Raw genomic sequence first — 21,845 nt, 5'->3', positions numbered from 1 at the left:
CAACGCTTTCTCAGAAATCGATGATGATGAATGTATCTACTGTAAAAGATGTGAAATTGCATGTCCTCGTGATGCAATTGTCATTGAAAGAATTTTACCAAACCGTGCAGACTTAGTGACTGGTGAAATCTCAGTAGAAGAAGATGAATGTATCTACTGTGGTGTATGTGAAGAATTATGTCCAGCAGAAGCAATCGTTGTTGATAAAGAAACTGGAAAAGAATCCATTGTCATCGACAAAGATAAATGTGTTTACTGTCTTGTATGTAAAAAAGCATGTCCTAAAGATGCAATCAAAGCTGTATGTAGATCCTGTTCTTACGGAGAATATGATTTAGACCCTGCTAACGCTGTAGTTACCGGTAACTCAGTCATTGACCCAGACCTTTGTGTCTACTGTGGCTGGTGTGAAGGTGTATGTCCTACTGATGCAGCAAAAGTTAAAAAACCATTCGAAGGTAGTATCGTAGTAGACGACGATAAATGTCAAGCTTGTGGTGCTTGTGTAGATATCTGTCAATGTAATGCTTTAGCATTCCCAGTATCAACCGGCCCTGGTTCCAGAATGGAACATGTTATTGCTTATGACGAATACTGTGTACGTTGTAAAGCATGTGCAAAAGCATGTCCTAACGGTGCAATTACTGTAGAAAGAACTGCAGTTGACCACACTCCTACAAACTCAGCTACTTGGAATGAAGCTTTAGACGCTATTAAAGACTAGGTGATTAGATGGAACTTAAAGTTAATCAAGATAATTGTTTAGGATGCGGGATTTGTGTAATTGCTTGTCCTGTAAATGCTGCTATCAGTCCAGAAAACGCTGGTGGTAATGGTGCTAAGACTGAAGAAGTTGTTATGATGGTAGAAAACGGTTTTATCAAACTTTTCAGTCCTGAAAAATGTGAAAAATGTGGAACATGTCAAATGTTTTGCCCAGTAAATGCTATATGGTTAGAATAGGGGGATTATTATATGCATTATGCTAATACTTATTTAGAAAAACCTGTAGTGCCTGATGTAAAAATTACTGGTGAAGGAACAACTGATGTTTTAAAATGTATGTTAAACACCGGTTCTGACATCTACCAAGGTGCTTGTAAAAAAAGAGGATCCACCTTAAAACAAGAGTACAAAAACGCTTCAGGTACTTGTTACATGGATCCTAGAGATATGGCAAAATTAGGTGTAAACAACTGGGATACTGTACTTGTAAAAACCGATTTCGGTGAAGTAGTTGTAAACTGTGCAGTATCAAGAGACGCACCTCACGAAGGTACCGTATTCATTTGTAAAGGTCCATGGGCTAACACTATTGTAAGTCACGACACTTACTGTTGTTCTGACCCTACCTACAAAGGAATTAGATGCACTGTTGAAAAAACAGACAGAAAAGTATTACTCATGGCTGACTTAATGAGATGGGTATACAAAAAATACGTTGATGAAGAAGATGACGATGTTGTTGAAAACATGGAATCTTTAGGTGAATTACCTGTTTATCACGGACGTAAATGGGAGGAGTTGATTGACCATGACTTATGAACCACCTGTAACTGATTATGATCACATTGTTGAAAACTGTACCTGTGCATTCTGTGGTTGTAACTGTGACGACTTAGACTACTTAGTCAAAAACGGTCACGTTGTTGCTGTAAGACACGCATGCAGATTAGGTGCAAGTAAAATTATGGAAGATATGGATCAAAGATTACTTGTTCCAATGATTAGGGATGAAAACGGAGAACTCAAAGAAGTAGATTGGGACACCGCTTTAGACAAAGCTGCTGAATATATTGCTAACTCTATCAGACCTGTATTCTACGGTTGGTCTGAAACTTCTACTGAATGTATGAAAGAAGGAGTACAATTAGGTGAATACATCGGTGCAGTATTAGACAACCAAGCTACTATCTGTCACGGTCCTTCCTTACAAGCTGTACAAAACGCAGGTTACCCTATCCAAACCTTAGGTGAAGTGCAAAACAGAGCTGACATGATTGTTTACTCTGGAAGTAACGCTATGAACTCTCACCCAAGACACATGGCAAGATACGCTGTATTCTGTCGTGGATACTTCAGACAAAGAGGAAGATTCGACAGAACCGTTGTTACTATGGATCCAAAATTCTCAGATACCGCAAAATGTTCAGACAAATGGATTGGATTTGAACAAAACGGAGATTACGGTTTCTACAACGCTATTAGAGCAGTTCTCAGAGGAAAAGAATTATACCAAGACGTAATTTCTGGAATTCCTAAAGAAGACATTTACGAATTAGCAGAAGAAATGAAAAACGCAGAATTCGGTGTTCTCTTCTTCGGTTTAGGTTTAACCCACACATTATCAAAACAAAGAAACATTGATATTGCAATTAAAATGGTACAAGACTTAAACAAATACAGTAAATGGGGTCTTACTCCAATGAGAGGTCACTTTAACGTAAACGGATTCAACATTTTCATGGCATTCGAATGTGGATTTGCTTTCGGTGTTGACTACTGTAGAGGTTACCCAAGATATATGATGGGTGAAACCAACACTATCGATTTATTAGTAAGGAAAGAACCAGATTGTTTCATGGTTATTGCAGCTGACCCTGGTGCTCACTTCCCTAACGGAGCAAACCAACACTTAGCTAACATTCCTGTTATTCAAATCGATATTCACTGGGGTCCATCTACCGAACTCGCTGACGTAGTATTGCCTGGTTCATTCATTGCTGTAGAATGTGGCGGTACCAGTTATCGTATGGATGGAGTTCCTATTTACATGAAGAAAGCTATTGACAAACCTGAAACTTGTCGTGATGACGAATGGATTGTCCGTGAATTGAAAGAAAGAGTAATGAAACTCAGAGAAGAGCCAAACGCACTTCCAAAATATGTGCCAAATCCAAATGCACTCTAAAGGTGATATAATGGAATATATTCTTAAAAATGGTATTGTCTACGACCCAGCTAATGAAGTTAACGGGGAAAAGATGGACGTTATGTTTAAAGATGGTATTATTGTAGATAACGTATCTGCTGATGCTACAGTCTTAGACGTTACCGATAAAATAGTCATGCCAGCAGGTGTTGACCCTCACGCACACATTGCAGGTCCAAAATTAGTTGTAGGAAGATTATACAGACCTGAAGATTCCAGAAGAGGTGTTACTCAAAAAACTAAAGTTTTAAGACCAGAATCTGGTTTCTCCATTCCAAGTTGTCCTGCAACTGGTTACAGATACTCAAGATTAGGTTATGGTACTGTTGTTGAAGCAGCTATGCCTCCTCTTGAAGCAAAACACACTCACGAAGAAATTGCAACCATTCCACAAATCGATATTCCAGCTATGCCGTTATTCGGTAACAACTGGTTCGTAATGGAATACGCAAAAGATAATAATATTGAAGACATCGCAGCATTTGTAGCTGCATGGTTAAAAATTACCAAAGGTTACGGAATCAAAATCGTAAACCCATGTGGAAGTGAAGCATGGGGTTGGGGTATGAACGTACACGGTGTTAACGACAAAGCACCATACTTCGACGTAACTTCAAAAGAAGTTGTTGTTGCTTTAGCAAAAGCTAACGAAATGTTAAACTTACCTCACTCTATCCACATTCACCCTAACGATTTAGGACACCCTGGTAACGTACCAACAACCATTGAAACTATGGAAGCTGTTAAAGACGTTAAAAAAGGTTCCAAAGCAGCTGAAATAAGAGACCAAGTAATGCACGTATGTCACTTACAATTCCACTCTTACACTGGTAACAGCTGGAAGGATGCAGCATCCGGTGCTGAAGAAGTTGCTAAATACATTAACAAAAACGATCACATTACCTGTGACGTAGGTCAAGTAACTTTAGATGAAACCACCACAATGACTGCAGACGCTCCTATGGAATACGACTTATTCAAATTATCTGGTTTAAAATGGGCTAACAAAGACATTGAATGTGAAACTGCAGCAGGTATTATCCCATGTATTTACTCCGGAAGAACTCCAGTAAGTACCTTACAATGGGCTATCGGTCTTGAATTGTTCTTACACATTGACGACCCATGGAAAGTATGTTTAACTACTGACCACCCTAACGCAGGTCCTTTCATCAGATATCCTAGAATCATCTCCTGGTTGATGAGTAATACCAGAAGAATGGAAATGATTGAAACTGGTGAAGTTCACAAATGGGCAGAAAAAAGAACTACCCTTGCAACTCTCGACAGAGAATACGATTTCTACGATATTGCAACTATTTCCAGAGCTGCTCCTGCTAAAATCTACGGATTCACCGACAGAGGTGCACTTACTCCTGGTTACAGAGCAGACATTGCAGTATACGACATAAATCCTAATGATATTGACCCATCCAGACAATACGCTGAAATCGAAAAAGGTTTCAATGTTGCTGATTACACTATTAAAGATGGTCAAATCTTAATTAAGGACAAAGAAATTGTAAAAGTTAAAGAAAGTCAAAACATTTGGGTTAACGTACAAGGATGGGAGAAAAACGAAGAAAAAGTTATCAACAACATTATGCCGTTCTTCACTCAATACTACTCAGTCAAATGGGAAAACTACCCAGTACACGACCACTACGTATCCAACCCAATTAGAATAGATGTTGATGGTAAATAGGGGTGTTTAATTTGAAAACAATAACATTTGATCAAATAAAAACTTCTTCAATTGCTTTAGAATTTGATGAATTAATTCCAGATGAAATTTATTCATGGACTGAAGCTGATTTCGCAAAATATCAAGTCCCTATCGGAAACTCAAGATTCCCAATTACTGACTTCTTCGACATTACTGTAGAAGGAGAAGCTAACGGACCTGATGAAGTAGAAATGATTCTCAACGGTGATTTAAACAGAGTAAAATACATCGGTTGTAAAATGAGCGGTGGAAACATCGTATGTAACAGCAGTGTAGATTTACACGTAGGTGCTGAAATGTCTGGTGGATCCATTCTCGTTAAAGGTGATGCAGCTGCTCACGCTGGAAGAGAAATGTCTGGTGGATACCTTGAAATTGAAGGAAACACCAAAGAATTTACTGGTGCTTCCTACATTGGTGAATGGAGAGGTATGACCGGTGGACAAATCGTTGTCGGCGGTAACGCTGGAAAACAATGTGGTGAATGTTTAACTGGTGGTAGAATTCACGTTAAAGGTAACTGTGATATCTTAGCTGGTATTCACATGACCAAAGGTCTTATTGAAATTGACGGTGACGTAAACCGTTGGCCTGGCGGTCAAATGAAAAACGGTAACATTGTTATCCACGGATTCCTCGGAAGATTACTCGAAGGATTCGTTCTTGACGGTATTGTCGTAGATCCTGAAGTTGAAGGAACCACTTTCAAAGGTAAATACATTAAATATACTGGAGATATTGGTCTCAACGGTAAAGGTAATTTATACTTAGGTGCTGAAGCAAACAAAGAAAAATTATCTTCATACGGAGAACTCGACGACGAATATACTTCAATTAGAGAATATAGGAATTTATAATTCCTACTTTCTTTTTTCTTTTTTTTTAATAGATAACTAGGCGATAAAATGGTAGAAGAAATCCAAATGACTTGTGATGATGCAATAGAATACATCAGAAACAACGTTAAGGTTAAAGATATTTTAGAAGTTTCCTACAACCGTATTTATGCACCGGGTGAAGTTTTAGGAATAACTGAAGAAGATGAAGAAACCGCTGAAGGTCTTAGGGTAGGACTGCAATTGAATGGTGAAATCTTAAATCAGTCTGTTGAAATTGACTTTAAAGAGATAGCTGATGATTTAATAGAATTGCGCCATATCACTGATGAAAAAGAGCTCATTATTGAGATTCTTTAAACCCTCTTTTTTTATATTTGTCTTTTTTATTTAGGATTTTTCACTGAAGGATAATTTTGTTCGTAAATATACAAACATTTATATATCAGCAGCTATAACTATATTTTAATCTGGAGTTGGTTACCATGAAAGAACTGGAGTTAACAACACAAGAAGCTGTAAATTATTTAAAAGAAAATGTCAAAATCCATGACGATATTGAAATTTCATATAACAGGATTTTTGCAGAAGGGGAAGTCCTCAACATGGACTTTTCAGAATATTTCGGAGAACCCGGATTTAAAATGCTTGTTTCTCTAGACCAAAGCCAATTGGGCTCCACAGTAGAAATAGATATTTACGAGTTGCAGGATGACATCATAGAATTTATCCACAAACCAAAAAATGGTGAAGAGGTATATGTAACTGTATCCTAGTTACAACCTATCCATTTTTTCAAAAGGAATTAATTTTTCAATGGCTTTAACTTCAATGTCAATGCCTTTTTCTTTTATTGCGCCGATGGAATTGAGTCCACCACCGCTGATAACGCCGAAGTTATAGTTATCTGCCTTTGCGTTATAGACCAGTTCCCTTGGTTTTCCTATTTTATATATTGAAAATCCTATATTATTTAAGATATCCAATAAATAAACGGCATATTCGCGCGCAATATATGGGACTTCTTTTACACTGGCCAATATCTTGTTAGGCCCCACATTTCCTGTTATTGAGGTCATGTTTTTTGACAGGAATACCTTGTGAGGATCGATTGTTGTTCCGTTGTAGGATATCAAATCGATGAATAATGGAGGTTCGGTCAATTCAAGCAGGCCACCATATTTCGGATTGCACATTATTCCATTGTTTATCAGGATTCCATCAATGCTCAGACTGCATATTGTACAGATTCCGGCTTTTGAATCATCTGTTGGGTGTTCAATAATCTTGTAGTATGGATTGATGTATTTTGGATTGTTGTTGAATGCATCTTCCATGATTTTCACTGACTCGTCCAAGTCGTCTTTGGAGACATATGAAACGTTTGAGATGATGTTTCCTTTTCTTTTTTCAACATCAAAGTTAACCTGCTGAATCAGATTCCATGATTTTGAAAGCAGGAACGGTATTTTTGGCTGAGGATTATGTATTGCCGGCTTCAATGTATGGCGGATTGTTGTTGTGATAGGAGTCAATTTTTCGAAATCCTCAATTTCCTCAGCTATCTTGATGTTTATCTTTTCATCCAGTTCCTTGATTGCACAGAATGGTGTTATTCCACCTACGATAGCTATTCCAACCATTCCGTCAGGGACAGGAATGCCCAACATGTCTTTTCCTTCTTCAGATATGTCGATTACTCCGCCAATTCCTATTTTGTTTAACTTATTAAGTATCTCGATGGCTTTTTCCCTGCCGATGCCAGGAATCAGCCTGAAGTTTGCAGGGATTATTCCGCTTCCGCTTTCGACAACATCAAGCACTGAAGTCAATCCTGATGTTGAAAACGCATCGAGAGGTGTTAGTGATGTCTTCTTGTATGATATCAAATCGGTGAACTTGATTGGGACTGAATCTTCAATCTTTAGAAGGCCGCCGTATTGGGGTTGTGATGGTATTCCCTCATTGAGAAGTATCCCGTCAATGGTTGTTCCGCATAAAGTTGTCACTTCAATTCCGGCATTGTTTCTAAGATGATTTATATTAACGTAAGGACTAACAGAAAGGCCACTTTCAAAAACACTTTTCATTAAATTAATTGATTCTTCATTATAAACGGTTGATGTATTGACAACCACATTTCCTTTTTGCTCGATATAGTTGAAGTCAGTTAAATATATCATTTCTTCAAATTTTGAATGAATGAAATCAACCTGATCATATACCAAACCTTTCTCCAGCTTTTCGCGGCCGAGTTCCGTAATTCGCCTTCCGGAATATCCCATTCTTTCTGTGTAACCTTTTTCATCCAAGATTTGCATGTGATATCTTACGGCACGCTCACCCAGGTTAAACCCTTTGTTTTTCAGTTCATCAGCTATCAGCTTTGAACCTGTAGGCTTGTCCTGAGCATTCAATATCCTTAAAATTTCAATCATTCTGTATTCAGATTCAGACATAAATAAGCCCCATTATTCCTTAAATCTAATCATAATTAATCATTAGTTATCATTACATTCAAAAAATAAAAAAATAATATTTAGATTTAGATATCTAAATATTTTCTTTGTTCGTATCCAAATACTTGGACACGGTATTCGTCCCATTCTTGATATTTGAGTTCCAGGAATTTCTGTGAAATGTGGTCTCCTAAAGCTCCTAATATGAGTGGATCCTCTTCAAGGGAATGGTAAGCTTCCCATAAACTTGATGGCAATACTTTAATTCCTTTTGCTTCTCTTTCTTCTTCGGTCATGGTGTAGATGTTTTCTTCGATAGGGTCACCAGGATCGATTTTGTTTTGGATACCGTCAATACCTGCTTCCAGCATCACTGCAAATGCTAAGTAAGGGTTACATGCAGGGTCTGGAGATCTGTATTCGATACGGGTTGCTTTTCCACGAGCTGCAGGAACTCTGATTAATGCAGATCTGTTCTTAAGTCCGTATGCTCTGTATACTGGAGCTTCATAACCTGGCACTAAACGTTTGTATGAATTTACAATAGGGTTAGTAATTGCGGTTACTGCGGGAGCATGTTTCAATAATCCTCCCATAAAGTAAAGGGCATCTTGGGACAGTCCTGTATCTGAATCAGGATCTGAGAACAAGTTTTTGTCACCTTTGAATATGGATTGGTGACAGTGCATACCACTTCCGTTCACGCCGAAGAATGGTTTTGGCATAAAGGTTACTCTGTAATCCATTTGATCGAATGTAGCCATGTTGTCTACGATAGCTTTGATAGCCTGTTTGAATGTGATTACTGCGTCTGCAGTTTTAAGTGCATCTTTAAATTTGAATGCGATTTCGTTTTGACCTGGAGCCACTTCGTGGTGAGAAGCTTCTACTTCAAAGTCTAATTCCTCTAGGTTTAAGGTCAATTCTCTTCTGAAATCTGGTCCTTTGTCTAATGGTTCTACATCGAAGTAGCCTGCTTCATCGTATGGCATTGGATATCCGTTTTCGTCAATGTCTACAATGAAAAATTCTGGTTCAGGACCGATATTGTATTGTAATCCCATTTTTCCGATTTTTGCAAGGGATTTTTTAAGAACGCTTCTTGGGTCTCCAACGAATGGTTCTTTTTCAGGAGTCCATACGTCACAGATGAATCTACATACAGCGGATTCCTCTGGTCTCCAGGATAATCTTGAATAAGTGTTAATATCTGGTTTTAAAACTAAGTCACTTTCATTAATTCCAACGAATCCTGCAATTGATGATCCGTCAAACAACATTCCTTCGTTAAATAATTCTTCCATATCCTCTTCATTGAATGGAATAACGATATTTTTTACTGTACCATTTATATCGACAAACTGTAGACGGATAAATTTGATGTTATCCTCTTTCATTTGTTCGATTACATTTTGCATTTTCTCTTCATTAATGTCACTCATAGAATCAAGCTCCAATATTCTAATATTGAGTCAAGTAAGATAGTCGGAAAGTATCTTCCTACCTTGGAAATATATTTCCACCCAATAGTATATAAATCTTTTGTAATTGTAATATACTATGTATTATGTAATTTTTAGTATATGAATGGCTAACATTTATTTTTTTTAATGGCCATTTCCCTATTGATTTTAAAAAAGAATATGCAATTGTATAAAAATGAATAAAAAACATGTCAAATGTTGGTGCATTGTTTAAATCTCTTCCATATTAAATGATGCAAAATCCAATAAATCGAAGGTTAAAATTTTTGGGGCAACGGTAACTTTGCCGATGCCTGTAATGATTTTGAAGGCTTCCATGGCTTCAAGACAACCGACCAAATTCGGAGTAGGTCCAATTGCCGGTGGAACTCCTGAAGTAACGCTTTTCAATGATTCTATGACTTCATGTGTCAATTTCCTGCCAAGTGAAGGAAGGCCAAACATCTCTTCATAGCTTTTTGTATTTGATAGGAATACGCAGACCTGTCCCATAGTCCCATGGATTGCACCGTGGATATAAGGTATCCTATTTTCCCGGGCCTTTCTTGACACGATGACTCTTGTTGCAATATTGTCAAGCGCATCGACAACGACATTGCATCCCTCTAGAATCTTATCGACATTGTCCTGGCCCACATGTTCGCTGTAGCTGGTCACTTTGACGTAAGGGTTGATTGCACTGACCTTTGATGATGCAATTTCACTCTTGTCCATGTCCAAGTCGTCAAAAGTAGCCAGGGTCTGTCTGTTGAGGTTGGTCAAATCAAAGGAATCCTCATCTACCAGAACAAGTTCCCCAACACCCATTCTTGCAAGCATTTCAATGGCTTCTCCGCCAATTCCTCCGCAGCCGATGACGGCTATTTTCGCGTTTTTGAACTTTTCCTGTTCTTCTCTGCTTACAAGTGGGAGCTGACGTGTCATCATTTCCCAGTAGTTTTTTTCCAACATTTTTTTCACTTAAAAATGATCAAATTCACTGCCGAAGTATTCGTATACTCTTTGAAGTTCTTTTGGAATGTCTATCATTTGTGTACAGAACGGAAGGCATTCCTTACAGTCAATACAGCTGTCCGCTCTTGAATCATCATCAATCAATGTAAAGTATTGCATTGCGCTGGCTTTAGGGTCTCCCATCATGTGTGCGATGTTGTATTCGGTCAGGCAGTTTATAATATCCACTCCATGAGGGCAAGGCATGCAGTAGCCGCATCTTGTGCACCTGTTTCCAAGAAATGTCCTGTATGTTCTTGCAACTTCCCTGATTAATTCCTGATCATATGGGCTGATTTTGTCTATTGTTGAAGCTATTTCGATGTTTTGTTTAACTTGCTCCAAGCTTGTCATTCCGCTGAAGACGCAATCGACATCATCCCTGTTCCAAAGGTATTGTAACGCCCATTCGACAGGAGTCCTTTTGGTTTCGGCCATGTCCCATAGTTTTTGAACTTCATCAGGGATATTGTTAACTAGTCTGCCTCCTCTGAGAGGCTCCATAATCATGCTTCCGACTTTGACCTCTTTTAGGTAGTCGAGCCCCATGACTCCTGATTGGTAGTATTCGTCAAGGTAGTTCATCTGGGTCATGACCACTTCCCATTTCGGATATTCGTCCAGAATTTCAATCAAGTAGTCAACCTCAATATGTGATGAAAAACCGACATGTTTCACTTTGCCGCTGCTGAGGCATTCATCCAGAAAGTCCAAAACCTCCAGATCTTTTACTTTATACCAATCCGGCACGGTAAGTGAATGCAATAAATAGATGTCAACGTAATCTGTTTGAAGCTTTTCAAGCTGCAAATCCAGGTAGGTATCGAAATCCTCTTTTTTCTCAATCAGCCAGGACGGTGATTTTGTATGTAGCAGGATTTCATCCCTCAAGTCATTTTCCTTTAAAAATTCACCAACGAATCTTTCGCTGTTTCCATTTCCGTCGATTCCTACGCTATGGTATGGAAAAGCGGTATCGATAATGTTAATTCCATTTTCAATTCCGTATTTAAGCATTGCAGACGCTTCGCTTTCATCAATGTCTGCATTGGAATTGATTGTTGGAAGCCTCATGGTTCCAAATCCTAATCTTGAAACTTCCAGCCCAGTCTTTCCAAGTTCATTATATAACATTTTCAAATCCTCAATTGGTATATTGTTTAAAAGAAGTATAAAATAATTATCATTATGTAAATATTTTTAAAAAAAGTAGTTAGATAGATTTTCCTGGGATTTAGGATGCCGGGGGCGGGATTCGAACCCGCGATCTCACGGTATCCCAGGAATAAGTCAGAGCACTGCTTTAATACCCTATGAGCCGTGCGCTCTAACCAGCTGAGCCACCCCGGCATCTAACAAATATACTTATTTTAATCATTACATTTATAGTTTTTGTTTTTGATGGTGTTTATGAGAGCTTCTGTACTTTTTTAAAAATTTAAATTCAAGATGGTGTATGTTTTAAGCTATTGATTATAGCTGTAAAAAAATAAGGAAAGAGGGATTTCCCTCTTATGAAATATTTGCGAAAGGGTCGCCGTTACCTTCTTCAAATAATTTTCTTAACTCATATATGCTAGTTCCAGCCCATTGGCTGTCTCCTACGATTGTACCGTCGTCAAGATAATACTGGCCGGTTTCATTATCATAGTTCCAGTGTTCCGGATTATCAGGCAGGTCGTGGTTTTGTGAAGGGTCATTTGAATTTGCAGAGTTGTCATCAGAAATAGCTTTTGAATCATCGTTTGAAGAATCAGCAACTGTTATGGTTAGTTTTATGGCACATCCATTGTATTTGTCGTTTCCGTCATAAGCTAATGTGAGTTCATGGTCTCCAACAGCTTCATTTTCTAATACGAGTGCACCTTTACCCTCTGAGTTAGTAACTACTTCAAATGTTTCAAGAGCACCATTATTATTAGTAAATCCGATTTTAACTTTTTCACCAGCTATTGCACTTCCATTTTTTTCTTTAAGTTGGAATTGTATCTGATTACCATTACTTAGTGTATTGTCAGTTAGTATGTCTAATTCAGTATTCATTTTGTCGGATGCTGTTGTTAATGTTGAGGCCTGTTGTGAAAACATCGCAAAAGCAGCAATAGCAACAATTAAAACAGCTAAAATTGCAAGGATTATTTTTTTATTCATTGTTTCACCCCTTAATCTATTTTTTTAAACATGATATTATTTATAACTTGCTATTGTGCCTAGTGCATTTTTTTTAGACTGAACATTTCAATAGGTTGTTTCATATCAGATAATATTTTTTCATCTTCAATATAATCACTTTTTAATGGTATTGAAGTGCTTGGGTCGAAAAAAGTTTCCCGTAAAATTTTAAAAGTCATGAGATATATATTAATAATATTCAGTAAGTAGGAGATTATTTTATGAGTAAAGTTAAAGACATGTCTTTAGCGCCGGAAGGTGTAAGGAAAATAGAATGGGTTCAAAAACACATGCCTGTTTTGGAACACATCAAGCAAGAATACTTAGAAACACAACCATTCAAAGGAATAACAATAGGATCATGTTTACACTTGGAACCAAAAACAATCAACTTAGGTTTGACATTGATGGCTGGTGGAGCGGAAGTCGCAATGACCGGCTGCAACCCATTATCCACTCATGACGATGCAGTTGCAGGAGCGGCTGATTTGGGATTGAACGTCTACGGATGGAGAGAACAGGACGATGAGGAATACTACCAAACTATCAATATGGTTCTTGACCACAAGCCAGACATAATCATCGATGACGGAGCAGACATGATTATGGTGCTTCACAACGAAAGAAAAGAATTGTTAAGCCACATCAAGGGGGCTTGTGAAGAAACCACAACAGGTGTGCACAGACTGCAGGCAATGCACGCAGACGGAGCATTGAAATTCCCGGTAATTGCAGTAAACGATGCATACACAAAATACTTGTTCGACAACAGATATGGTACCGGACAGTCAAGTTTTGATGCAATCATGGGAACCACCAACATGGTAATCGCAGGAAAAACCGTAACCGTATGCGGATACGGATGGTGCGGTCGTGGATTGGCCTTAAGGGCAGCAGGTCTTGGTGCGGATGTTATTGTAACTGAAGTCGATCCAATCAGAGCGCTTGAAGCAAGAATGGATGGATACAGGGTAATGACCATCCGTGAAGCTGTAAAACAATCAGATTTGATTATTACCGTAACAGGTAATGCAGATATCATCTCCGGTGATGACTTCAAATACATGAAAGACGGATGTATGCTTGCAAACTCAGGTCACTTCAATGTGGAAATCAACCGTCCTGATTTGGAAGCCATTTCCACTGAAGTAAAAGAAGTTCGTGAAAGTATTGAAGAGTTCACAACCAAAGACGGACGCAAACTTTACCTTTTAGCTGACGGCCGTTTAGTGAACTTATCAGCAGCACGTGGACAAGGCCACCCTGCTGAAATCATGGACATGAGTTTTGCCGTTCAGGCATTATCTGCAAAACACATCCTTGAAAACGATTTGCCTGTTGGCGTGACAAAAGCGCCTGATGAAATCGATTACAATGTGGCTTCCATGAAATTGGATGCTATGGGCATTGAAATCGACTCATTAACAGACAAACAAAAAGCTTACATGTCAAATTGGCAGGAAGGAACATAAATTCCTTCATTTTTTCTTATTTTTTATGTCTTATTTCAGATACATTGACAATGGTGAAGGCCCAACAAAATTATTCGTTGGCGGAATTCATGGAAATGAAGGCAGGACCTCCTTGAAATTCATTAAAAGAATCAGGGAAGAGGATTTGTCTAATGGCCAGTTCTATTTTTATAACTTCGACAAAACACCATATGTTTCAACAATCAAAAAGGAATATTATGAATCTGAAATAGGTCAGAAGATTTTGAATTTAATAGAATATTTCGAGCCTGATTTTTACACGGAGCTTCACTGTTACAATCTAAAAAATTATGAAAAGCTGACTTCCATGGAGAGATACAAAAAAACAGGAATTCCTCCGTTAATTAAGTTAGGGGACCATATTCTGGTTTCATCTGTTTCCCCTTTAATCAGGATGACTTATTTTTCAACCGATACGGTATGCAAAACATTGGAGTTTCCCTGCATTGAAAAATTAAATTCGGAAACTATTGAAAAATATGATTTCGACAAGCAGTCAGCCATTGAAACCTATGAAAAGCTTTTGAAATTAATTTTAAAATCCCCCTCAAGACAATATTTTGAAATAGAGATGATGAAGGATTATAGGGAGCAGGTTGACTTGGCCATAAAATATGCAGAAAAAGTGTTTGGGAAAGATTTCCCTCCTTATTAAAAATAATTTTTATCTAAAACCAGGCGTCAAGACTGCCTTGTGATGAGTTTAGATTTTTCAGTTTATCGGAAGCCTTCATAACACGGTCTTCAGAAAATCCGTGTTCGTAGCATAGGAATTCAACTATCTTGTCCTGCTTTGGCTTTTCCCATTTGATTTTATAATCAGTATTCACATTGTGGTTTAAGAATATTTCGCGGACTTCATCCAGATTATGAGGAGATTCCTTTTGAAGTTCAGCTATTTTCTCTTTCAGTTGACCTTTATGGGCCAGTTTTAGCGCGGTTTTTGCCCCAACTCCTTTGAGGCCTTCGCTGAAATCGGTTCCAATCAGGATTCCCATATCAATCAGTTCTTCTCTTGTAATCTTCAGTTCTCTTAAGACCCTGTCAAGCTCATAATATTCGAGCTTTCCAAGATTTGAACTGATTGCGAGGTTTCTTACAACCCTTTTTGCTCCAAACAAAAGGCAATCGTAATCCTGTGAAGCGACAGCATAAGCGTCTCCTTTTTGAACAAGATATGCGGCCTGAGCTTCTCCTTCGCCTTTAGCTTCGATATATGGTATTCCCATCAATGTCAATAGTTTTTTGGAAGATTCGATTATTTCGGGGGATAGCTTTGAAGACCTCGTTGCAAATTTGCGTGCCTTTTCAGTATCTCCCTTGGCCAAAGCGTCCTTATAGATTTTTTCAGCCTCTTCTCTTACTTCTCTTCTTTTTGCCTGGGTTTCACTTTTAAGTTCGGGTGCCTGTCCGTCAAAGACATATATCGGTTTGATATCCTTTTCAATCATTGAAGAGTTTCTATACAATATTCCGCTTAAGTGTGAAGTCACATTCCCGTTTTCATCGGTTAACGGCCTTCCATCTCTTTGCCTTATTGTTGCTAAAAATTGATAAAGTGTATTGAATGCATCAATAGATACGCTTCTACCTTCCAAATCTTTAAAAGTAATTTCTTTTGGTTCAATAATGTCTTTTAGTTTAACACCCATTTGATTCACCTTAAATTTCTGCGAAATAGCTTACAGGAAACATTTCCTTAATCCACATTAATATTTCATCGTTGTTGATGATTACATAGTCACGGGCAAGGAAGTCCTCATCGGTGTTGAAGAGCTCTTTCAATTTGTCGTTCGGCTTTTCGATGAAGATGTTGTTGACTTCCCTTCTTGATTCGACATGATAATTCTTTAGAATTCTTCCGATTGGAATGTCCGCTCTGAGCAAATCGGAACAGATTTCCTTGCTGCATCTGCCTAACGGAACATGTGAGATGGCATAAATTAAAGGCTGTTCACCTTTATGCATCAAAACTTCCCTGAAGTTGATTTCATCTCCCTCATTGACGTTGACCAGTTTTGCCTGGTCTGCGTTGGCGATTCCAAGGTGCTGGTCCAATGTGTCCAGACTGATTTTTCCGTACAAGACGTCTAATATTGCAGTGATTGAACCGTCTGTAGTTAATAGGATTTTTTGTGTGTTTGAAAAAGTCTGACCGTAGTCCTCTTCGAGGTCAGTCATTTTTTCGATAAGTCGTTTGTTCGCTTCATTTTTGTCTTGTGCCATTTTAATCACTTATAAGTCTTTAGGGTTTGTAATAACTCCAGTAATTGCTGAGGCAGCAACAACTTTGGAGTTTGATAAGTATACTGAAGAAGCAGGATCTCCCATTCTTCCTTTGAAGTTCCTGTTTGTTGTTGAAATGCAGCTTTCCCCTTCGCTCAATACTCCCATATGTCCTCCAAGACATGGTCCGCATCCTGGATTGCAGATGATTGCTCCGGCATCAATGAATGTGTCGATGTATCCTAAATGGATTGCTTGTTGGTAGATTTCCCTTGAAGCAGGGAGTATTAAGAGTCTGATGTCATTGTGAATCTTGTTGTTTTCAAGAATTTCAGCGGCATCTTTCAAGTCGGATAATCTTCCGTTGGTGCATGAGCCGATCAGGCACTGGTCAATTGAGGTTCCTTCAATTTCGGAAATGTTTTTAACGTTGTCCACATCATTCGGACAAGCGATTTGAGGTTCCATTTCGGTTATGTCGAAGTGCATTTCCTTTTCATATGTTGCATCCGCATCAGACCTGACAATATTCAATTCTGATTCCTGTTTGCCGGTTCTTTGGCAGATGTAATCGATGACTTCGCGATTTGGTTCCATTATACCGTTCTTTGCGCCCATTTCAATAGCCATATTGCACATGGTTGCCCTTCCTTCAACGCCCATGTTTTCGATTGTTTCGCCGCAGAATTCGGCGGTCTTGTAAGTGGCGCCGGCTATTCCAATTTTGCCTATAATATTTAGTATGATGTCTTTAGGTGCAATATAAGGATTTAATTCTCCTTCAACGGTCATTTTGATTGCTTCAGGAACCATGAACCATGTTTTTCCGGTTGCCCAGACCATTGCGAGGTCTGTTGCACCCATACCAGTTGAAAATGCTCCGAAAGCACCATAAGTGCATGTGTGTGAATCGGCACCAACAATGACCTTTCCAGGTTCAACGAGTCCCATTTCAGGAACTACCTGGTGGCAGATTCCTTCGCCATGTATGAAGTTTTTGGTAATGTTTTGGGTTTTAATAAAGTCTCGGCAAACTTTTTGAAATTCGGCTGAACCGATGGTGTTTGCAGGGACGTTATGATCGAAGATGATTGCTATCTTTTCAGGGTCCCAAACCTTATCAGCCACTTTTTCAAAGGTTTTGATTGCTGGCGGGCTGGTTCCATCGTGGGACATTGCGAGGTCAACCGGGATTTCAATGATTTCTCCGGGTGTCACTTCGTGGCCCGCTTTTTTAGAAAGAATTTTTTCAGTAATGTTCATTTGGATCTATTCCTTTTTGCTGATTTTTTTAACGATGTCCTTGAACACTTGATCGTTAATGTATTTACCTTCTTCCCTTGATTTTTTAACTTGTCTTACGATTTCAATGAGCTCTTCATCGCTTACGTCAAGTTCACATTCATTTAATTTTGCTCTAACTGCTCTGCATCCGGAATGTTTACCTAAAACAAGCTGCCTTTTCTGTCCGACCAATTCAGGGAGGTATGGTTCGTAGCATAACGGCTCTTCAATAACTGCGTCAACGTGAATTCCTGATTCGTGTCTGAACACGTTGTTTCCGACAATAGGTTTGTTGTAAGGGATTGGGAGTCCACTGGCTTTTGATACTAAATCAGACAGTTCTTTGATGTATTTTGTTTTAAAGCCGTAATCTTTTCCGTACAATATTTTCATTGCCATGATTAGCTCTTCAAGTGATGCGTTACCTGCCCTTTCACCGATACCGTTAACGGTTGTTGAAACGGCTTTAGCACCAGCCAATACTCCTGTAATTGAGTTGATTACAGCCAATCCGAAATCATTGTGCAAATGAACTGCAATATCTATGTCGATATCCTTGACAAGCTCTTCTACAAGATATTTGATTCCTTGCGGAGTGATTGCTCCGGTAGTATCTGCAATGTGAACCCTGTCTGCTCCACACTCTTGAGCTTTGCTGTAGATGCGTTTTAAAAATTCGATGTCTGTTCTTGTTGCATCTTCTGCTGAAAACGCCACAAACAAGCCGTGGTCCTTAGCATAGTCAACTGCACTTTCACATAGGTTTATTGCATCCTGTCTGGTGATGTGCATCTTGTGGTCTAAATGGATGTCGGATGTTCCGACAAAGGTAATGACCCCATCCACGTCACAGTCAAGTGCCGCATCAATATCTTCCGGTTTAGTTCTAGTCAATCCGAGAATTGTGGCATCGAGCCCTTCGTTGGCAATTGCCTTAACGCTTTCTTTTTCTTTTTCAGAAACTATCGGAAAACCCGCTTCAATTTGGTGAATCTTAAATTGATCAAGTTTTCTTGCAATCTCTAATTTTTCTTCAAAACTGAAACAAACGCCAGGGGTTTGTTCTCCATCTCTTAAAGTAGTGTCATAAATTGTAATGTCATCAGGAAATGTTAATTCAGACTCTTTATTATAATGACTTATAAAATATTGCAATATAATCACTTCTTAAAAATTAATTTAATATATAAATATAAGTAATGTTTTTATTTATATAAGTTTTCTAATAGCTCCAGATATGATGTTCTTTCAAAGCCGTCAGTAATGCCCAATCTTTCGAAAAGTTTAAAGATTTTTTCCTGCGCTTCATTGTAGTCCTCACCGTCGTTCAAAACTATTTCTATTTCCATATAGGGGTCCAGTCCTTCGATATCATCAAGGGATATTTCAAAATTTTCATAAGAATAGTACTGTCTGTTCTTTCTGACGGCCCTGACCTTTTTGAATCCGATCTCCTCAAATATGTCTGCACATTTTTTGCCGTCATCGATTCCCATTTCAATCTCTTTTCTGGTTTTTGATTTGGAATCTATTTTAGGTCCTTTGTATGTAATGAAAATGTTGGTGTTGTCATTTTCTTTTGTTGTTCTGATTCTTAGGGCCTCATCGGTTTGTGCAAAATCCACAACGGGACTGTTAAAGTAGATGTCCTCTTGAAATTCCATTTTGCTTTTTTCAGCACCGATTTTTTCGAGTTCCTTTTCCATTTCTTCAAAGCTATCTATCTTGGCTTTCACTTCAACTTCTATCATAGGCATCATTAAGTTCAGTTCATTGTTAATATTTTAGGTGACAGATATTATTTAATAATTTAGTCAAAATTTCAATTTGATTATTATCATAGGTTCAAATTTAAATTAAATATTTTGCATATCTTTTAATTGATTATTGCATCATCTTGTTTTTTGTTATCATGAAGGATTTACTTATATAAAAACATTTCAAAATCCATCAACAAATGTTCAATTGATGTTCATTTCACTTGCTTTCAATTGCAGTTTTGCAATTTAAATAAGTTTTAGAAATTTTTTTTATTAAAAATTATTTTCATTAGTTGTTTTTTATAAAGTAATACTAAAAATTAGTAAACTTTATAAAGGGGTAGTTTCTATATAGTGTTTCGAAATTCCTTTATAAATAAAAACTTATTTCAAAAATTTAATATTTTTAATTTTTTTTAAAATTTCATAATATGTTTTAAATAAACATACCTTTATATAGTATTTAAATGAAATACTTAATATAGTAAAAATTTAACTCAATTTTTTGTTTTCTTAAATTTTACTCACTACTTTTGAAAAATAAATTGGAGGTTTTAAATTGACCGATGTTGAAATTAAAATTGAAAACATTGTTGCTTCTGCAAGCATTGGTAAAGACATAGTTCTTACTGAAGTGTCCCAAGCTTTAGAAGGGGTTAATTTTAATCGTGAACAGTTTCCGGGATTAGTATTTAAACTTAAAGATCCCAAAACAGCAGCATTAATCTTTAGCTCTGGTAAGCTTGTTTGTACTGGAGCAAAATCTATAGACGATTCCAAATTGGCAATCAAGAAGACTGTCGATTTGATGAGGACTGTCGACACTGACATTCCCGAAGAATTCGAAATTAAAATTCAAAACATCGTGGCTTCTGCAAACTTAGAATCCACATTAAATTTAGAAGCAGTGGCTTTAGAACTTGAAGACACTGAATACGAACCAGAACAATTCCCTGGTTTAGTATATAGATTATCAGACCCTAAAGTGGTTTTATTATTATTCGGTTCCGGTAAAGTTGTATGTACTGGAGCAAAAACAAAAAGCGACGCCAAACTCGGTGTCGAAAGAGCTTACGATAGATTAAGTGAGCTAGATTTAATATAATTGGTGGTATTATTGATTAAACTTGTAGTATTTGACTTAGATAACGTTATTATTGATGGTGAAGCGATAGATGAGATAGGAAAATTAGCAAATGTTGAAGAGGACATAGCTGCAATAACTGAAAAAGCTATGCAAGGTGAAATTGACTTTGAAACTTCTATTAAAGACAGAGTTCAACTTCTTGAAGGCACTTCCATTGAAGATGTCGAAAAAGTTGCTGAAGAACTTCCATTGATGCCTGGAGCTTGCAAAACCATCAATTGTCTAAAAGATAAAGATGTAAATGTAGCTATCATTAGTGGTAGTTTTGATGTAGTGGCTGATAAAGTGAATGAAAAACTCGGAGTTGACGCAGTTTACACTAACAGTTTCTCAGTCGAAGATGGTAAATTAACTGGTGAAGTGACTGGTCCTTTAGTATCTGGTACAAAATTAGATGTATTAAACGACCATGTTGAAAAATTAGGAATTACTTTGGATGAAGTAGTTGCTGTTGGAGATGGCGCTAACGACATTTCCATGATTGAATCAGCAGGTTGCGGAATTGCTTTCAACGCAAAAGATTCCGTAAAAGAAATTGCTGATGTAGTAGTAGAAGAAAAAGACTTATGCAAAGTCTTAGATGAAATCCTTAATCAATTAACCACTGATGATGCTGAAACTGAAACTGTAGAAGAATCTCCTGAAGAAGAAGTAGCTGAAGATGCTGTTGAAGAAGAATCTCCTGAAGAAGAGGCTGCTGAAGAAGCTAAAGAAGAGAAAAAACCTAAATCTAAAAAAGATAAAGGTCTCCCTGTATCTAACTTTGTTTTAGCTGACACCATGGAAGGTGTAAGAAAACAAAAAGATGAAAAAGAAGCTGAAATCGCTAAAGTAGCTGATGAAAGGGAAGAATTCAACAAAATAGCTAAAGAACAACGTAAGATTCGTGATGAATTGAACGCATCTTTAAAAGAAAACTTAAACAAAGCTATTGAATACAGAAACGAGCGTAATGAAATCAACAAAGCTGTTGAAGCTGCTAAAAAAGCTCGTAACGAAGCTAATAACAAGATTAAAAATCTCGAATGGTCTTCCGGTAAACGCGATAAAATCAAAATAGAAAATGAAATCAAAAAGATTGATAAAATCATTGAAACTCGCGTTTTAGACATCAAAAAAGAAAATCAACTTGTTAAAAATGCAAACGATTTAAGAAAACAGTTAATGGAAATTCATGAAGATGAATCCGTTAAATCTGAAGCTCAAGAGCTCAAAAAATTATCTGAAGAAGAACACGAAAAAGTTATCGAACTTTCCGAAAAAGCACAAGCTGCTCACGAAGAAATGCTCACCTACTTCAGAAAAACCGATGATATCAGAACCGCAGCTGACG

General features: G+C 37.6%; 22 protein-coding genes and 1 tRNA gene. 12 read left to right on the top strand and 11 right to left on the bottom strand.

The features are described from left to right. The 8 genes from Q0W25_RS07185 to Q0W25_RS07150 form a co-directional block, all read left to right on the top strand. Positions 1–724, top strand: a 724-nt coding sequence (locus Q0W25_RS07185) for a 4Fe-4S binding protein (RefSeq protein ID WP_298520666.1), incomplete at its 5' end; no start/stop codon positions are given. Positions 725–732: 8 nt separating this feature from the next. Then, the gene (locus tag Q0W25_RS07180; RefSeq protein WP_297828338.1) at positions 733–963 is read left to right on the top strand and encodes a 4Fe-4S binding protein; all 231 of its coding nucleotides are present in this window, start codon (positions 733–735) and stop codon (positions 961–963) included. Between the two features lie 12 nt (positions 964–975). After that, entirely contained in the window at positions 976–1,545 is a 570-nt protein-coding gene (locus Q0W25_RS07175; RefSeq protein WP_292845856.1) for a molybdopterin dinucleotide binding domain-containing protein, read from the top strand. After that, positions 1,535–2,911, top strand: coding sequence for a formylmethanofuran dehydrogenase subunit B (locus Q0W25_RS07170; RefSeq protein ID WP_298520662.1), 1,377 nt, complete (start codon positions 1,535–1,537; stop codon positions 2,909–2,911). The genes Q0W25_RS07175 and Q0W25_RS07170 overlap by 11 nt, the downstream gene beginning before the upstream one ends. Before the next feature lie 7 nt (positions 2,912–2,918). After that, on the top strand, positions 2,919–4,637 hold the full coding sequence (locus Q0W25_RS07165) for a formylmethanofuran dehydrogenase subunit A (RefSeq protein WP_298520669.1): 1,719 nt from the start codon (positions 2,919–2,921) through the stop codon (positions 4,635–4,637). A 2-nt stretch (positions 4,638–4,639) separates the two neighbouring features. Then, positions 4,640–5,515 (top strand): formylmethanofuran dehydrogenase subunit C, encoded by an 876-nt coding sequence (locus Q0W25_RS07160; RefSeq protein ID WP_298520660.1) that lies wholly within the window; start codon positions 4,640–4,642, stop codon positions 5,513–5,515. A 48-nt stretch (positions 5,516–5,563) separates the two neighbouring features. Next, the gene (locus Q0W25_RS07155; RefSeq protein ID WP_298520657.1) at positions 5,564–5,854 is read left to right on the top strand and encodes a DUF2097 domain-containing protein; all 291 of its coding nucleotides are present in this window, start codon (positions 5,564–5,566) and stop codon (positions 5,852–5,854) included. A 125-nt stretch (positions 5,855–5,979) separates the two neighbouring features. Continuing rightward, positions 5,980–6,270, top strand: coding sequence for a DUF2097 domain-containing protein (locus Q0W25_RS07150; RefSeq protein WP_298520655.1), 291 nt, complete (start codon positions 5,980–5,982; stop codon positions 6,268–6,270). On the opposite strand, the gene Q0W25_RS07145 is transcribed toward Q0W25_RS07150, so the two are convergent. From Q0W25_RS07145 to Q0W25_RS07120, 6 genes are all read right to left on the bottom strand, one after another. Continuing rightward, positions 6,271–7,953, bottom strand: a complete 1,683-nt coding sequence (locus Q0W25_RS07145; protein WP_298520652.1) for a DUF128 domain-containing protein — start codon at positions 7,951–7,953, stop codon at positions 6,271–6,273. An 86-nt stretch (positions 7,954–8,039) separates the two neighbouring features. After that, positions 8,040–9,410: a type I glutamate--ammonia ligase gene (gene glnA / locus Q0W25_RS07140; protein WP_367270529.1), complete on the bottom strand. Its 1,371-nt coding sequence runs from the start codon at positions 9,408–9,410 to the stop codon at positions 8,040–8,042. 237 nt (positions 9,411–9,647) lie between these two features. Next, positions 9,648–10,388, bottom strand: a complete 741-nt coding sequence (locus Q0W25_RS07135) for a HesA/MoeB/ThiF family protein (protein WP_298520646.1) — start codon at positions 10,386–10,388, stop codon at positions 9,648–9,650. Between the two features lie 9 nt (positions 10,389–10,397). Then, a complete protein-coding gene (locus tag Q0W25_RS07130; protein WP_298520644.1) occupies positions 10,398–11,564 on the bottom strand; it encodes an aldo/keto reductase in 1,167 nt (388 codons plus the stop codon). Between the two features lie 106 nt (positions 11,565–11,670). Beyond that, positions 11,671–11,780, bottom strand: a tRNA-Met gene (locus Q0W25_RS07125). Between the two features lie 162 nt (positions 11,781–11,942). After that, on the bottom strand, positions 11,943–12,581 hold the full coding sequence (locus Q0W25_RS07120; protein ID WP_298520641.1) for a hypothetical protein: 639 nt from the start codon (positions 12,579–12,581) through the stop codon (positions 11,943–11,945). Positions 12,582–12,823: 242 nt separating this feature from the next. Here Q0W25_RS07120 and Q0W25_RS07115 point away from each other — a divergent pair, with 242 nt between their 5' ends. Together Q0W25_RS07115 and Q0W25_RS07110 are read left to right on the top strand one after the other, a co-directional pair. Further along, entirely contained in the window at positions 12,824–14,074 is a 1,251-nt protein-coding gene (locus tag Q0W25_RS07115; protein WP_298520638.1) for an adenosylhomocysteinase, read from the top strand. A gap of 25 nt (positions 14,075–14,099) precedes the next feature. Further along, positions 14,100–14,750, top strand: a complete 651-nt coding sequence (locus tag Q0W25_RS07110) for a DUF2119 domain-containing protein (protein WP_298520635.1) — start codon at positions 14,100–14,102, stop codon at positions 14,748–14,750. A gap of 13 nt (positions 14,751–14,763) precedes the next feature. Here Q0W25_RS07110 and fen read toward each other — a convergent pair whose 3' ends face one another. Genes fen through cyaB form a run of 5 tightly spaced genes read right to left on the bottom strand, consistent with a single transcriptional unit; the run spans position 14,764 to position 19,356 of the window. After that, positions 14,764–15,747, bottom strand: a complete 984-nt coding sequence (gene fen, locus Q0W25_RS07105; RefSeq protein ID WP_298520633.1) for a flap endonuclease-1 — start codon at positions 15,745–15,747, stop codon at positions 14,764–14,766. A gap of 10 nt (positions 15,748–15,757) precedes the next feature. After that, positions 15,758–16,321, bottom strand: coding sequence for a chorismate pyruvate-lyase family protein (locus Q0W25_RS07100; RefSeq protein WP_297828053.1), 564 nt, complete (start codon positions 16,319–16,321; stop codon positions 15,758–15,760). 9 nt (positions 16,322–16,330) lie between these two features. Further along, complete coding sequence (hacA, locus tag Q0W25_RS07095) at positions 16,331–17,584, bottom strand: homoaconitase large subunit (protein WP_298520631.1); 1,254 nt, start codon at positions 17,582–17,584, stop codon at positions 16,331–16,333. A 6-nt stretch (positions 17,585–17,590) separates the two neighbouring features. Further along, positions 17,591–18,760, bottom strand: coding sequence for a homocitrate synthase family protein (locus tag Q0W25_RS07090; protein ID WP_298520629.1), 1,170 nt, complete (start codon positions 18,758–18,760; stop codon positions 17,591–17,593). Between the two features lie 50 nt (positions 18,761–18,810). Further along, the gene (cyaB, locus tag Q0W25_RS07085) at positions 18,811–19,356 is read right to left on the bottom strand and encodes a class IV adenylate cyclase (protein ID WP_298520627.1); all 546 of its coding nucleotides are present in this window, start codon (positions 19,354–19,356) and stop codon (positions 18,811–18,813) included. Between the two features lie 568 nt (positions 19,357–19,924). Here cyaB and Q0W25_RS07080 point away from each other — a divergent pair. Both Q0W25_RS07080 and serB read left to right on the top strand, forming a co-directional pair. Next, positions 19,925–20,470, top strand: coding sequence for a TATA-box-binding protein (locus Q0W25_RS07080; RefSeq protein ID WP_298520625.1), 546 nt, complete (start codon positions 19,925–19,927; stop codon positions 20,468–20,470). 12 nt (positions 20,471–20,482) lie between these two features. Next, positions 20,483–21,845, top strand: a 1,363-nt coding sequence (gene serB, locus Q0W25_RS07075; RefSeq protein WP_367270528.1) for a phosphoserine phosphatase SerB, incomplete at its 3' end; no start/stop codon positions are given.

It is taken from the genome of uncultured Methanobrevibacter sp. (assembly GCF_947166415.1).
In the GTDB taxonomy this organism is placed as follows: domain Archaea; phylum Methanobacteriota; class Methanobacteria; order Methanobacteriales; family Methanobacteriaceae; genus Methanocatella.
This window is presented reverse-complemented; position numbering and strand designations above follow the sequence as displayed.